Here is a 14,386-nt window from a genome sequence, read left to right on the forward strand (position 1 = left end):
TCAGGCAGCTTCGCCGATTACGTCGGCATAACCATTTTCTTCAAGGTGCAGCGCGAGGCTCTTGTCGCCGGACTTGATGACCTGGCCCTTGTACAGCACGTGCACGCTGTCTGGAACGATGTGTTCGAGCAGACGCTGATAGTGCGTAATGACGACCACGGCGCGATCCGGCGAACGCAGGGCGTTCACGCCTTCCGAAACGATCTTCAGCGCATCGATGTCGAGACCGGAATCGGTTTCGTCGAGGACGCAGAGGCTCGGTTCCAGAAGCTGCATCTGAAGAATTTCAGCGCGCTTCTTTTCGCCGCCGGAGAAGCCAACGTTAAGCGGGCGCTTGAGCATGTTCATGTCGATGTTAAGGCCGCCGGCCGCGTCCTTAACGCGCTTGATGAATTCCGGAATCTTCAGTTCCGGCTCGCCGCGCGCCTTGCGCTGGCTGTTCATCGCAACCTTCAGGAATTCCATCGTGGCAACGCCCGGAATTTCCATCGGGTACTGGAATGCCAGGAAGATGCCCTTGGCGGCGCGTTCTGCCGGGTCGAGCTCGAGGATCGACTCGCCGTTATAGAGAATGTCGCCTTCGGTGACTTCATAGTCTTCACGACCGGCGAGGATATAGGAAAGCGTCGACTTGCCCGAACCGTTCGGACCCATGATCGCCGCAACTTCACCCTTGTTCACGGTGAGATTCAGGCCACGGATGATTTCGGTATCCGTGTCAGCGATCTTTGCATGGAGGTTCTTGATCTCAAGCATGAATGTAAACCTTGTTCTAATGCCAGGAAAAGGCTGGCCAGAAAATCTGATGCGAGATGGAAGGGGCGCGTCGCTTAACCGACGCTGCCCTCAAGCGAAATACCGATAAGCTTCTGGGCTTCCACGGCAAATTCCATCGGCAGTTCCTGAATGACTTCCTTCACGAAGCCATTGACGATGAGAGCGATGGCCTCCTCCTCCGGAATGCCGCGCTGCATCACATAGAACAGCTGGTCTTCCGAAATCTTGGAGGTGGTTGCCTCGTGTTCGAACTGCGCCGTGGCGTTTTTCGCCTCGATATACGGCACCGTATGCGCGCCGCAGTCATTGCCGATCAGGAGCGAGTCGCACTGGGTAAAGTTACGGGCATTCTCCGCCTTGCGATGGGCCGAAACCTGTCCGCGATAGGTGTTGTTCGACTTGCCAGCCGAAATACCCTTCGAGATGATGCGGCTCGACGTGTTTTTGCCGAGGTGCAGCATCTTGGTGCCAGAGTCGATCTGCTGATGACCGTTCGAAACGGCAATCGAATAGAACTCGCCGCGTGAATTGTCGCCGCGCAGGATGCAGGACGGATATTTCCAGGTGATTGCGGAGCCGGTTTCCACCTGCGTCCACGAAATCTTGGAATTATCGCCACGGCAATCGCCACGCTTGGTAACGAAGTTGTAGATGCCGCCCTTGCCGTCCTTGTCGCCTGGGAACCAGTTCTGGACCGTCGAGTACTTGATTTCGGCGTTTTCGAGGGCAATCAGCTCAACGACAGCCGCGTGCAGCTGGTTTTCGTCGCGCTGCGGCGCGGTGCAGCCTTCCAGATAGGAAACATAGGCGCCTTCATCGGCGATGATGAGCGTGCGCTCGAACTGGCCGGTGTTCTTCTCGTTGATGCGGAAATAGGTCGAAAGCTCCATCGGGCAACGAACGCCCTTTGGAACGTAGACAAACGACCCATCCGTGAAGACAGCCGAATTCAGCGTCGCATAATAGTTGTCCGAAACGGGAACCACAGAAGCCAGATACTTCTGCACCAGTTCAGGATGCTCGCGGATCGCTTCCGAAATCGAGCAGAAGATCACGCCCGCTTTGGCGAGTTCTTCCTTGAAGGTTGTCACAACCGACACGCTGTCGAACACGGCATCAACGGCGACACGACCGGACGCATAAACATTGTCCGACGGATTGCCGTCGATCTCGCTCGGTTCGCCCTGCTTGCGCACACCAGCAAGAATTTCCTGCTCGCGCAGCGGAATGCCGAGCTTTTCGTAGGTCTTCAGCAGTTCGGGATCGACTTCATCGAGCGACTTCGGGCCGGACTGGTTTTTCGGGGCCGCGTAGTAGTAGGCGTCCTGAAAATCGATCTTCGGATAATCCACGCGCGCCCAGGTCGGCTCTTCCATGGTGAGCCAGCGCTCATAGGCCTTCAGGCGCCATTCCAGCATCCATTCCGGCTCGTTCTTCTTGGCGGAAATGAAGCGAATGATGTCTTCGTTCAGGCCCTTGGGGGCTTTCTCGGCTTCGATTGTCGTTTCGAAGCCATACTTGTACTGGTCCACGTCAAGGCCGCGGACCTGATCAATGGTCTCCTGCACTGCAGGCATTGGCGTTCTCCATCCTCGTCGGGGTCAAGGCCCGACAGTTGCAAACGTCAAGGTGATATGTCTTGAACAATACCACCTCAATATAGTGTGCGTGCCCCTTCTTTAAAACCTCTCTAAACTGAATTTCAAGCGCCGGGTTCAAATTTGCCCTAAAAAATGCCGATAAAAATAATCAACTTATAAAAAACGTCGTTGAAACAAGGTTTTCAGGAAAACAGCGTTCTCGCTCCGGACCGCGTCTTCAATTCGAGATCAAGCTTTTCCGGCGCGGCGCGCGATAATTTTACGGAACACCTCGAGAAACGCGTCGACCTCATCGGGCGTTGCCGTTGGTTCAAGCGATACGCGGATTGCTCCGAGACTGTCTGCGTACCCCATTGCCGACAGAACATGGCTGGGGCCGACTTTGCCAGACGAGCAGGCGGATCCGGCCGAAAGAGCTATTCCACCAAGATCAAAGGCTATTTGAACCGTTTCGGCCTTTTGTCCTTCAAGGGAAAAGAAAGTCGTGTTCGGCAGTCTGTCTACCGCCTTGCCATAGATCACCGCGTCAGGGGCGATTGCCTCCAGCCCCGATTCCAGCCTGTCCCGCATAGCCGGAGACCAGCCATCGCCGTCCAGCCGCGCTTTGGCGGCATCAGCAGCGGCCCCAAAACCGGCAATCAGCGGCAGGGCTTCGGTTCCCGCTCTATGTCCTTTCTCCTGACCGCCACCGCGAACAAGCGCACGCGGCATCATGAGATCAGAAATGGCGATTACAGCGCCGACACCCTTCGGCCCGCCAATCTTGTGCGAGGAGATTATGAGATAATCCCCGCAATTATTTGTAATGTCTAATTTAATCCGCCCTGCTGCCTGAACCGCATCGACGATATAAACGCCTCCGGCAGCCTTCACGATGGCGGCGATTTCCGCTATCGGCTGGATAATGCCCGTTTCATTATTGGCCGCCTGTATCGCGACAAGCGGCAGCCCCTGACTTTTGTCGTGACCGGCAAGCGCGGATTTCAAGCTTTCGAATCGCACGATACCGTTTTCGTCCACAGGCAGAACGGTGACATCCTGTGCCGCAAACTGACCACCGGCCAACATGCAAGGGTGTTCCGTGCCGCTTACATAGAGATGCGAAAGGCGGACAGGGGAACGCCCCATCATGTAGTGCGGGGTCAGCAGCGTGGAAGCAGCTTCCGTTGCTCCAGATGTGAAGAAAACATGGTCCGGGCGCGCGTTGACAAGTGCCGCCACACTGCGGCGCGCAGCTTCAACGAGGGCGCGCGCGGCGCGGCCTTCACGATGCACGGAGGATGGATTGCCGGTAACGCCAAGCGCGTTGATGACTGCATCCCGCGCCTCGTCGAGCAACGGAGCGCTGGCATTATAATCCAGATAGAGCCTCTTGCCGCTCCCGTTCACCGTACCTATCTCCTAAACAAAATTCTGGAAGCGCAATTTTCTTGAATTTTCAATCAAGAAAAGCCTATTAAGCCCCCATAGGAACTGAAACTCGCTTTCAGTCTGTCGAAATTTCAAACCGGTTCTAGAAGCGGCATCCTAAGACGTCAAGTTTCGCCGCTGAAGTCCGGCCTTCCCGTTACGAGCGGAGTACACATGCCAGAAGTCATTTTCAACGGCCCAGCCGGACGCCTTGAAGGTCGCTATCAGCCTTCCAAAGAAAAGAATGCTCCGATCGCGCTCATCCTGCATCCGCATCCGCAGTTCGGCGGCACGATGAACAACAAGATCGTCTATGATCTTTTCTATATGTTCCAGCAGCGCGGCTTTACCACATTGCGCTTCAATTTCCGCGGGATCGGCCGCAGCCAGGGCGAATTCGACCATGGCGCTGGCGAATTGTCGGATGCAGCAAGCGCGCTCGATTGGGTGCAGGCGCTTCACCCGGATTCCAAGAATTGCTGGGTTGCCGGTTATTCGTTCGGCGCCTGGATCGGCATGCAGCTTTTGATGCGCCGCCCGGAAATCGAAGGGTTCATTTCAGTCGCACCGCAGCCAAACACCTATGATTTCTCCTTCCTGGCGCCCTGCCCTTCGTCCGGTCTCATCATCCATGGCGATAACGACAAGGTTGCGCCGCCGAAGGACGTGCAGGCTCTGGTCGACAAGCTGAAGACACAGAAGGGCATCACGATCACCCAGACCACGATCGCCGGTGCGAACCACTTCTTCAGCGGTCAGGGCGATGAGCTGATTGAGGATTGCGCCGAATATCTGGATCGTCGCCTAGCTGGCGAACTGGTGGAAGCGCGTCCGAAGCGCCTGCGTTAAACCTTAAAAAGCCATCCGGTACGTCGTTTTCCAGATTTGCAGCGTCTTATCCGGCGGGTCTCCCGCCGGATTTTTCATGCGAAGCTGCTATTGCAATTTCATGATTCGATTTCCCTTTTTCACCCTACAGGCGTGACATGCCGGTTTATGCCATCCTTGCTATCGCCATCGTATCCGAAGTCATCGGAACACTCAGCCTCAAGGCGTCCGAAGGGTTTACACGGCTCGGACCGTCCCTGATTGTTATCGTCGCCTACGGGCTCGCCTTTTATTTCCTCTCAATGACATTGAAGAGCATTCCGGTCGGCATTGCCTATGCGGTCTGGTCCGGGATCGGGGTCACGCTCGTTGCGCTGATTGGCTGGCTGCTGTTCGGACAGAAGCTCGACTTGGCCGCAGTGCTCGGCATGGGATTGATTATTGCCGGTGTCATCGTGCTCAATCTGTTTTCAAACACAGCTCAACACTGAGATCCCGACCGCGCCAGCAAATTACCGGTTCGCAACCCGCCGATGCGGGAGTTTTCTTGTTATTGTCGGTTGATTGGTGCTAAAGGCGGACATATCACATGGAAGCAAGCTATCGCTCGCGACCAGTTTCAACCTCGCCTTACCAGTCAGGGAAAAGGAATGTCCGGTTTCAAATCCGATTTTCTTCGCACGCTTTCCGAGCGTGGCTTCATTCATCAGATTTCCGATGAAAGCGGCCTCGACGAATTGTTGGCCAAGGAAACCGTGACAGCCTATATCGGCTTCGATCCTACGGCTCCGAGCCTGCATGTCGGCAGCCTCATCCAGATCATGATGCTGCACTGGCTCCAGCAGACCGGCCACAAGCCCGTTGCGCTGATGGGCGGCGGCACCGGCATGGTTGGCGACCCGTCCTTCAAGGACGAAGCCCGCAAGCTGATGACCGAGGATACGATTGCCGAGAACATTGCCGGCATCAAGCGCGTATTCGCCAATTACCTGACTTTTGGAGATGGCGCGACCGACGCCCTCATGGTCAATAATGCCGACTGGTTGCGCAACATCAACTATCTCGAATTCCTGCGTGACGTGGGCCGTCACTTCTCGGTCAACCGCATGCTTTCGTTCGATTCGGTAAAGATGCGCCTCGACCGCGAGCAGTCGCTGTCATTCCTCGAATTCAACTACATGATCCTTCAGGCCTATGATTTCGTGGAGCTGAACCAGCGCCATGACATTCGCCTTCAGATGGGCGGATCGGATCAGTGGGGCAACATCATCAACGGCATTGATCTCGGTCACCGTATGGGAACCCCGCAGCTCTACGCCCTCACCTCGCCGCTGCTGACGACAGCATCAGGCCAGAAGATGGGCAAGTCGCTTGGCGGCGCGATCTGGCTGAATGCCGAGATGCTGAGCGCCTATGATTTCTGGCAATATTGGCGCAACACGGAAGATGCCGATGTTGAGCGCTTCCTGAAGCTCTACACGACGCTTCCGCTGGATGAAATCGCCAGGCTGGCAGCTCTAGAAGGCGTCGAAATCAACGAAGCGAAGAAAATCCTCGCAACGGAAGTCACCGCCATGCTGCATGGTCGCGATGCCGCCGAGGAATCCGCAGAAACGGCGCGCAAGACCTTTGAAGATGGCGAACTGTCTGAAAACCTTCCGACCGTCGGCGTCCACAAGGCAACGCTGAATAGCGGCATCGGTGTTCTGGCGCTGATGGTTCTCGCCGAACTGTGCGCGACCAATGGCGAAGCCCGTCGTCACGTGGAAGGCGGCGCAGTCCGCATCAATGATGAACCGGTGAGCGATCCGCGCATGACCATCGATGCAAACGCATTGAACGAACAGGGCGTCATCAAGCTCTCGCTTGGCAAGAAGCGCCACGTGCTGATCCGTCCTGCATAAGCTGGACGATGATCGAACAAACAAAGCCGGGCCTCGCGCCCGGCTTTTTTGTATCAAAACTCGAAGATTGAGCGGAATATGCCCGGCGCTATGACCGAAATCGGATTGACGATCACCTGGGGCTGCTTGGCACTGCCAGCAAGCTTGTAGGTAATTCCGATCAGTCCCCGATCACGTCCATTGCCAAGCAAGGCGCCGACGATCGGGAGTTCGCCGAACAGCCGATTGACGCCATAGGCAGGCATGAATGTGCCGGTGATGGACATGTTGCCTTGCTGGTCATAGAGCGTTCCCTGGAAAGTCGTCCCGACAGCAGGCCCTCGCACCACTCCTCGCGACAGGTTCAGATAGCCATTGCCCTTTTCGATCAGCGAGAAACCACGCTCGACGTCAACCCGTGATACGTCGATATCGCGTTTCACGGCCTGATTGAGACTGGTGCCCCCCTCGGGTGGAGGGCTGGAAACGATCTTGGCGAGACGCGGTTCGTTAATAATCGCAAAGTTGCGTGCGTCGATCTGGCCGCGCAATGGACCATTGCCCTGTGCTGCAAGCCCGACAGTGATCTTGCCGCCGCGCATCTTGTCGTAGAAGTCGAAAAAGCGCAGAACAGCGCCAGCGTCATTCGACTGAAGCGAAATAGAGCGCGCATCGCCCTGATCGTTGTTCGTCGCCACGAATGATTCACCGGATGATGTAACGGCGTTGACCGATACACCCGAAACTTTGCTGCCAGCGCTTTCATAGGAAACATTGACATTGCGCAGTGTTTCACCGTTGAAGCCGCCAACCTCATCGATCTGGGCGCTGACAACCACGCGTGGATTTCTGGATTTGCTGCCGCTTCCGCCTTTCTCTCCAAGGTCCGAAACCTGCTTGATCAGAGCACGCGCATCGAACTGCGAGCCGCGCACGTTGACACGATAGCTGCTGCCGCTCTTGGTCGCCTTGACCGCGAGGCTATCGTTTCTGTTCAGGCGTATCTCGCTGAAATTTGCGGACTGGAAGTCGCCTTTCGCAATCGAGAGCTCGCCCTTGGCGCCGAAAGCATCCCCGGAAAAAACAAGATTGCTAATATCCATCTTGCTCTTGTCGTCCGAGCTCTGAACCAGATCGAATGTCGCTTTCGCCGGTATGCCAGCCCCTTTGCGCCATCCGAGCCAGGGAAGGTCAATCTGCGTCTTGCCAAGATCGGCGGAAACGTGGCGCTTGCCGCCATCCTCCATGCCGAGATCAACCGACATAGGACCGGAGAAGATGGAGTTCAGCCCCGGAAAGACCGCATTACGCGTCTTGTCGTCGATATCCAGCCTGACTTTCTGCTCGCGTTTGACCGGACCGGAGCGATCAACCGGCTCAATCAGACTGATCTTTGCGGGGACACCGTCAAGCATCGCATCGGCAGTAATTTTGGCGGCTGACTGGTCGACCTTGATGTTACCCGTCGCGTCGCTTACGGACGAGCCTGCTACCGGCTTCGAAATATTGAGGTCGGTGAAGCCGATGTCAGCGTTCCAGCGAAGCGTGCCGGGCGGCGGGTCCTTGGAAACGGCGAAGTTTACTTTGACGCGCGATTTCACATCGCCGGTCACGTCTCCGGGCTGAAAAGGTACACTCTTCAGAACGTCGATAGGCTTGTTCCCGGCAATTTCAGCAATGGCCGCAGCTTCACCGGAAACACCGAGATCCAGTTCAGCGATAACGGGACGCTGTGGTCCCCAAGGTATGATGAGCGTGCCGTCGGACACGTCAACTTTACGGTTGTTTGGCGTGTAGGCTATGCCCTTCAGAAGCTTGATAGTCGTATAGGCACCACGAACCGATATTTCACCTTGCGCGTCCCGCACGGGCGGCAGTTCTCCCACGACATCGAAGCGTGTGTCAAAAACCTTGAAATCAGCCTTGATTTCTTCACCCGTCAGGGGTGGAGGCAAGCCCGGTCCGTTGAAGCGACCGCCTGCGAGCGAAATATCGATGCGGCTATCCTTGAGCGTTCCACCGAATAGGTTTTTCAATACCCATTCGCGTGCGCCGTCTGCAACATCGATCGGCCAGAGATGCTTGGCATCGGCAACAGGCATATCGGGAATACGCAGCAAAAAAATCATTTCCGGCGAACCTGCGCCGAATGCCATGCTTCCCTGCCCAAAGAGCTGCCCGTTTTCCGTCTGCACATCAAGATTTGCAAACTGGATGCGTTGCTGATCGGCCATATATCGTCCGGCTATCCGGGTTGCGAAGGATAGTGGCGGCTCTGTCGACTCCGACGGCATGCTCGTCGCCGAGGTGGTCAGGACCTCAAAACGGTATGTGGGCCCGCCTGTATTGTTTTCGGTTTCCGGTTCGGGGCCAAACGCCCCGTTGAACTGTGCTTGCATGCCGCCAAGCTGCAGGCGGGATGACTTGATCTCGACCTTACGGCTGCCGACCGTATGTTCGAGGTTAAGGCGGACGCCACCGCGCACGTCCTCGACCTTGCCAAGTTGCATGTCCAGGTCATCCACGGCAAGTTCAGCTGCGAGACGTTCCGGCCTGTCGCCTTCGGCTACCGATCCCATCAAGGACAAGCGTGCGGATGCCCCTAGTTCGAAATGGGCCGGATTGACGCGATTACCGTTTATGACAGGCGCAACTTCAGGCGGAGAGCCCAATGTGACGGGAATGTCGCGGACATTCAGTTCAAAGCCTGCAAGACTGTTGTCACTTGCATGCCGGTCAATCTTGCCATCCAGCGCAATTGTCTTGCCTTTCCAGATGACGCTGCCTGTGATGCCGATTTTTCCGCCATTTTCAATGAGGCGCGCCTGTTCAATATTCAGAACCTGCTGCTCATCGCCAACCTTGAATGTAACTACGCTGTTGAAAATGCCTATGACCTGCGTCTCCTGCGCGCGCAACAGGTCAAGGCTACGGCGCATCGCAGCAAAGAGCTCACCTGAAACCGCGTCGAAATCCAGAAGGCCATGTTCGTCATAAGGCAGGGATTTCCAGAATCCTGGCCCCTTCGTTTCCGGCATGTCAAAGGAAACGCCTTCGACTTCCAGCTGGGCCACGCGCACCTTTCCCGTCAAAAGGGGCAGCGGTGCCAGTCCCAGACGCACGGATTTGATTCCACTGATTTCGACGCCCTGTTTGGGGTCCGCGATCGACACATCTCGGGCCTCGAGCGCGACATGATTATCCTGATCCAGCGACAGCGCAGCGCTGCCTATTGCTGCGGATGCGCCTTCGCCCAGAATATGCGTCAGGCTTTTCTGTGCTTCGTCACGCAAGAGATTGCTGTCAACGCCACTGCGAAGAATGAGGAAACCGGCCCCGACAACGAGAAACAGAAGGATGCAGATCGACAAAAAGGCATGGGAACAGCGCGATAGAAAAGAACGGCGCGAACGGGCCGGGCCGGGCAAAAAGCCGTCCTCGCCATCGGCGGCAAGACGCTCGATTCTTTTCATCTCCCGCTTGCTGAAGCGGATTTTCTGCGGTTTCTCTGTCAACAGCCCAGCCAGAACAAGAGTGCCATTCCATAGGACGCTTTAGAATTTACTTCATTAAGTGTCCGTAATTATTTGTTTTATAATTGCTTCCTACCCGTGTCACACGCCTGAACCGGCAACCTTGCGCCCATCGCGAGTCCTTCAATGAAGCCTGCTTCAACGGTTGCACAAGCCCTGCCTGAATGCGATAGCTCAGACTGTAACAGGTGGTTTCCATCCTAATCCATAAAAGAAAGGCACAGATATGGCTCATCCCCAAGTTGGCGATCCGGCACCCGATTTCACTCTGCCTTCGGATAATGGTGAAATCTCCCTGTCGTCCCTCAAAGGCAAGCCGGTCGTTATCTATTTCTACCCGAAGGACGACACGTCCGGCTGCACCAGGGAAGCAATTGCATTCTCGCAACTGAAACCGGAGTTCGACAAGATTGGCGTTCGCATTATCGGCCTCTCTCCCGATAGCGCGACAAAACACGCAAAATTCCGCAAGAAGCATGACCTGACCGTCGACCTTGCCGCGGATGAGGACCGGGTAGCGCTTGAAGCCTATGGCGTATGGGTCGAAAAGAGCATGTACGGTCGCAAATATATGGGCGTGGAACGCACGACGTTTCTGATCGATGCGAAAGGAAACATCGCTCAGGTCTGGAACAAGGTAAAAGTGGACGGCCATGCCGATGCGGTTCTGGCGGCTGCACGCGCGCTTTGAACGATGACAAACAAGCCAACCTATGACCAGACGTTGCGCGGCAATGCGATCCGCGCCATATGCGCCAGCGATCTTGACGAAAAGGTCAGACTGACACGAGAAACTGCTGCTCGCTGGTTTGGCCGTACACTATCGGTTCGCAGTCCGCTCGACCCTCCTTTGCCGGAACGTCCCGGACGCCCTGAAAAACCTGAACTCGTGCCTCCCCGCATGTTGAAGAAGCGGTCACTCAACACGGAACACGGGCGTATCGCTTTGATGCATGCCCTCGCTCATATCGAGTTGAACGCCATCGATCTTGCGCTCGACATTGTTGCCCGTTTTGCCGCCAAACCCATACCGCGCAGCTTCTTCGACGGCTGGATGAAAGTGGCCGACGACGAAGCCCGACATTTCACGCTGCTGCGTGACCGCCTCAAGTCGTTGGGTGCGAATTACGGGGACATGCCCGCTCACGATGGGCTCTGGCAATCCGCTCACCAGACCCGCAACGACCTCGAAGCGCGTCTCGCTGTCGTGCCGCTTATTCTTGAAGCTCGCGGACTTGATGTGACACCATCGTTGCTTGAGAAAATGATTGAGACCGGCGACCATGAGACTGCTGCAATCCTCGACGTGATCTATAACGACGAGAAAACACATGTCGCCGTAGGCGCCAAATGGTTTCGTTTCTTCTGTGCCCGGAACAGAATCGACCCGGTCGCCAGATTTCAGGAACTGGTTCGTGCAAATTTCCGCGGCGACCTGAAGCCGCCGTTCAACGAACTGGCACGGGCCGAAGCGGGGTTGACCCCGTCCTTTTATCGCTCGCTGTCGCCAGTATCGATCTAGAGCGTTTCCGAGCCAAAATTGTGAAACGGTTTTGCGTTGGAAAAGGCCCAAAACAAATAGTTAGAGCGGTTCCAACGACTCCGTTGAGATCGGAGCCGCTCTTGCCCTCGCTTCTATAGCTCTCTGGTCAAAACAAACCTGTTCGCATGGCCCGCGCAAGCCTTAAATGTAAAGGTCTGTTAACCCTAATAAGTTGTAATCAGGCTAGGGAATCGAGAAGGGGCATGCGGCTGGCATGACTGGGAAGCAGGCGAAAACATCGACCAAGAAGGTGTTCGGGGAACGCAAGGAACCACCTGTCCTGATTATTGCGCGTGGCGAAAAAATCAATCATTTCACATTTCGCCCGTGGATGGCCGCTCTCGGCGGTGCCGCTTTCCTGGCGCTTTCTGTAGGATATCTTGGCGCAACTGCCTATCTGGTTCTTCGTGACGACCTGATGAGCGCCGGTATTGCGCGTCATGCCCGCAACCAGCAGCTTTATGAAGACCGCATCTCCGCCCTTCGTACCGAGGTTGACCGTATTACCAGCCGACAGATGCTCGATCAGCAGGTAATGGAAAACAAGGTTGCCGAACTCATGCAGCGCCAGCAGACGCTGAGTGCGCGCGACGGCAAACTTGCACCTCTGCTGGAACGCGCTTCACAATTGCAGCCGATACCCGACATGCCTGTGGAAAGCGCGCCGGATCTTGAGCAGCATAGCCAGCTTATCCCGGACGAAGCGCTGGCAGGACGCAATTTTCTGGGTGTCGATCCGATCATCACCGGACCTGTACCGGGGAAACATCCAACGGCAAGGCCCGACCGTCGCGCCGATGCCGGTTCCATGGGCTTGCGTCTTTCTGGCGGGCTTTCGGGTGAATCGACACTCGAGACTTCGGACAAGATACTGGCCACCATCAACCAGAACCTTCATCGGATCGAAAGCGAGCAGAACGGCAAAGTGCGCGTGCTGGCTGACGCGGCTTATGAAAAAGCCGACAGTATCCTCGACACCTTGAACGCCGCAGGACTGCGCATCGAAACGCCTGCCAACGCGAATGTGGCGATGGGCGGGCCGCTTATCCCGGTTTCGTCGCCCGGTATGGTGCTCAATGATTTCGATATGCAATTGCGCAACCTCGACAGCGCGCTTGACCGGCTTGATCAGGTGCGCAAACGGGTAAGCGCCCTGCCCCTGGCCAATCCGGCTCCCGGCAAGCCCGTTACCAGCCTGTTCGGTGTGCGCCGTGATCCGTTTCTCGGAACGGCTGCCTTTCATTCGGGAATCGACTTTCGTGCGGCATATGGCCAGGCAGTTAAGTCCACCGCAGCGGGCAAGGTCGTGAAGGCTGGTCGTTTCGGTGGATATGGCAATATGGTCGAGATCGACCACGGCAATGGATTTTCCACCCGCTTCGCCCATCTGAGCCGCGTTGTGGTGCGCGACGGGCAACAACTTGCCGCCGGGGCCATCGTCGGCGAGGCAGGAAGCTCCGGGCGCTCAACCGGCAGCCATCTCCATTACGAAGTTCGTGAAAACGGGCGTGCAGTCAATCCGGTCAATTTTCTGAAGGCTGGCAAACAGATAGAGCCACTGCTCTGAGTCTCTGAAACAACAAAACCCGGCCAGAAGCCGGGTTTTGTCGTGGATGTTGGAGATTGTGACCGATCAGTCGATGTCTTCGATCATCTCGCCGCCACCCTGAATACGGTGGGCAAGTGCCGCTTCCATGAACGGCGTAACGGAGCCATCCAGCACTTCCTGCGGATTGGTGCTTTCGACGCCGGTACGAAGGTCTTTCACGAGCTGATAAGGCTGCAAGACGTAAGAGCGAATCTGGTGCCCCCAACCAATGTCGGTCTTGGTGGCATTCGCCGCATCCGTCGCGGCTTCACGCTTTTTCAGCTCCTCTTCATAAAGACGAGCGCGCAGCATCGACCATGCCTTTTCGCGGTTCTTGTGCTGCGAGCGTTCCGCCTGGCACTGCACCACGATCCCGGTCGCGATATGCGTGATACGCACTGCCGAATCGGTCGTATTGACGTGCTGGCCACCAGCACCCGAAGCGCGGTAGGTGTCGATGCGAACATCGGCTTCCGTAACCTGTACGTCGATATTGTCATCGATGACAGGATAGACCCAGATACTGGCAAAGGACGTGTGGCGACGGGCGTTGGAGTCATAAGGCGAGATACGGACCAGACGATGAACGCCCGATTCGGTCTTCATCATGCCGTATGAATTGTGCCCCTTGACGAGAATAGTCGCGGACTTGATGCCCGCTTCTTCGCCTTCGTGCACTTCCATCACTTCGACTTTGCGACCGTTGCGTTCAGCCCAGCGCGTATACATGCGCAGCAGCATCGATGCCCAGTCCTGGCTTTCGGTGCCACCGGCACCGGCATGCACTTCGACATAGGTGTCGTTCGCATCGGCTTCGCCCGAAAGCAGCATGTCGATCTGGCGTCGATCGATCTCGGCCTTGAGATCGCGGATGGTGGTTTCCGCGTCCTCGATGATCGACTTGTCACCTTCCTCTTCGCCCATGGCGATGAGTTCGATGCTGTCGTTCAGCGTCTGCGTCAGATGGTTGATTCCGTTGATGCTGTCCTCCAGCTGCTGGCGCTCGCGCATCAGCTTCTGGGCTTCCTGGGCATCATTCCAAAGCGTGGGATCTTCGGCTCTCTGGTTGAGATAGCCGAGACGTTTTATCGCCTGATCCCAGTCAAAGATGCCTCCTCAGCAGGCTTATGGCCTGCTGGATTTCGTCAACCAGCGTCTCGATTTCCGCGCGCATGGGCAAATCGTTCCTTCAATATCCGTATTTCATTTGAGAAGTCAGGCCG

At 56.2% G+C, this 14,386-nt stretch carries 11 protein-coding genes; 6 read left to right on the forward strand and 5 right to left on the reverse strand.

All coding sequences use genetic code 11. The annotated features are described in order from the left end of the window. The 3 genes from sufC to AC0TOF_RS05975 form a co-directional block, all read right to left on the reverse strand. Complete coding sequence (gene sufC, locus AC0TOF_RS05965; protein ID WP_006466709.1) at positions 1-756, reverse strand: Fe-S cluster assembly ATPase SufC; 756 nt, start codon at positions 754-756, stop codon at positions 1-3. Between the two features lie 74 nt (positions 757-830). Beyond that, positions 831-2,354 (reverse strand): Fe-S cluster assembly protein SufB, encoded by a 1,524-nt coding sequence (gene sufB / locus AC0TOF_RS05970; RefSeq protein WP_006466708.1) that lies wholly within the window; start codon positions 2,352-2,354, stop codon positions 831-833. Between the two features lie 252 nt (positions 2,355-2,606). Then, a complete protein-coding gene (locus tag AC0TOF_RS05975) occupies positions 2,607-3,767 on the reverse strand; it encodes a cysteine desulfurase family protein (RefSeq protein WP_473767543.1) in 1,161 nt (386 codons plus the stop codon). 195 nt (positions 3,768-3,962) lie between these two features. On the opposite strand from AC0TOF_RS05975, the gene AC0TOF_RS05980 reads away from it, so the two are divergent. The 3 genes from AC0TOF_RS05980 to tyrS all read left to right on the forward strand — a co-directional run bounded on the left by AC0TOF_RS05980 (position 3,963) and on the right by tyrS (position 6,520). After that, positions 3,963-4,637 (forward strand): alpha/beta hydrolase, encoded by a 675-nt coding sequence (locus tag AC0TOF_RS05980; protein ID WP_122000196.1) that lies wholly within the window; start codon positions 3,963-3,965, stop codon positions 4,635-4,637. Positions 4,638-4,774: 137 nt separating this feature from the next. Next, positions 4,775-5,107 (forward strand): SMR family transporter, encoded by a 333-nt coding sequence (locus AC0TOF_RS05985; RefSeq protein ID WP_122000195.1) that lies wholly within the window; start codon positions 4,775-4,777, stop codon positions 5,105-5,107. A gap of 159 nt (positions 5,108-5,266) precedes the next feature. Next, positions 5,267-6,520 carry a tyrosine--tRNA ligase gene (gene tyrS / locus AC0TOF_RS05990; RefSeq protein ID WP_473767544.1) on the forward strand — a complete coding sequence of 418 codons (1,254 nt, stop codon included), beginning with the start codon at positions 5,267-5,269 and terminating at the stop codon, positions 6,518-6,520. A gap of 53 nt (positions 6,521-6,573) precedes the next feature. Here tyrS and AC0TOF_RS05995 read toward each other — a convergent pair whose 3' ends face one another. Then, a complete protein-coding gene (locus tag AC0TOF_RS05995; RefSeq protein WP_473767545.1) occupies positions 6,574-9,972 on the reverse strand; it encodes an RNA-binding protein in 3,399 nt (1,132 codons plus the stop codon). Positions 9,973-10,258: 286 nt separating this feature from the next. On the opposite strand from AC0TOF_RS05995, the gene bcp reads away from it, so the two are divergent. From bcp to AC0TOF_RS06010, 3 genes are all read left to right on the forward strand, one after another. Next, positions 10,259-10,723 (forward strand): thioredoxin-dependent thiol peroxidase, encoded by a 465-nt coding sequence (gene bcp / locus AC0TOF_RS06000; RefSeq protein WP_122000193.1) that lies wholly within the window; start codon positions 10,259-10,261, stop codon positions 10,721-10,723. Between the two features lie 3 nt (positions 10,724-10,726). Then, positions 10,727-11,554 (forward strand): ferritin-like domain-containing protein, encoded by an 828-nt coding sequence (locus AC0TOF_RS06005; RefSeq protein ID WP_473767546.1) that lies wholly within the window; start codon positions 10,727-10,729, stop codon positions 11,552-11,554. Positions 11,555-11,789: 235 nt separating this feature from the next. Then, on the forward strand, positions 11,790-13,142 hold the full coding sequence (locus tag AC0TOF_RS06010) for a M23 family metallopeptidase (protein WP_473767547.1): 1,353 nt from the start codon (positions 11,790-11,792) through the stop codon (positions 13,140-13,142). A gap of 66 nt (positions 13,143-13,208) precedes the next feature. Here AC0TOF_RS06010 and prfB read toward each other — a convergent pair. Beyond that, positions 13,209-14,337 (reverse strand): peptide chain release factor 2 gene (gene prfB, locus AC0TOF_RS06015; RefSeq protein ID WP_122000190.1). Its coding sequence is split into 2 segments (ribosomal slippage): positions 13,209-14,267 and positions 14,269-14,337, totalling 1,128 coding nucleotides; the frame shifts between segments, so codons are not numbered across the junction. Positions 14,338-14,386: the final 49 nt, after the last annotated feature.

The sequence above is a fragment of the Ochrobactrum sp. PL_is501 genome (assembly GCF_055816895.1).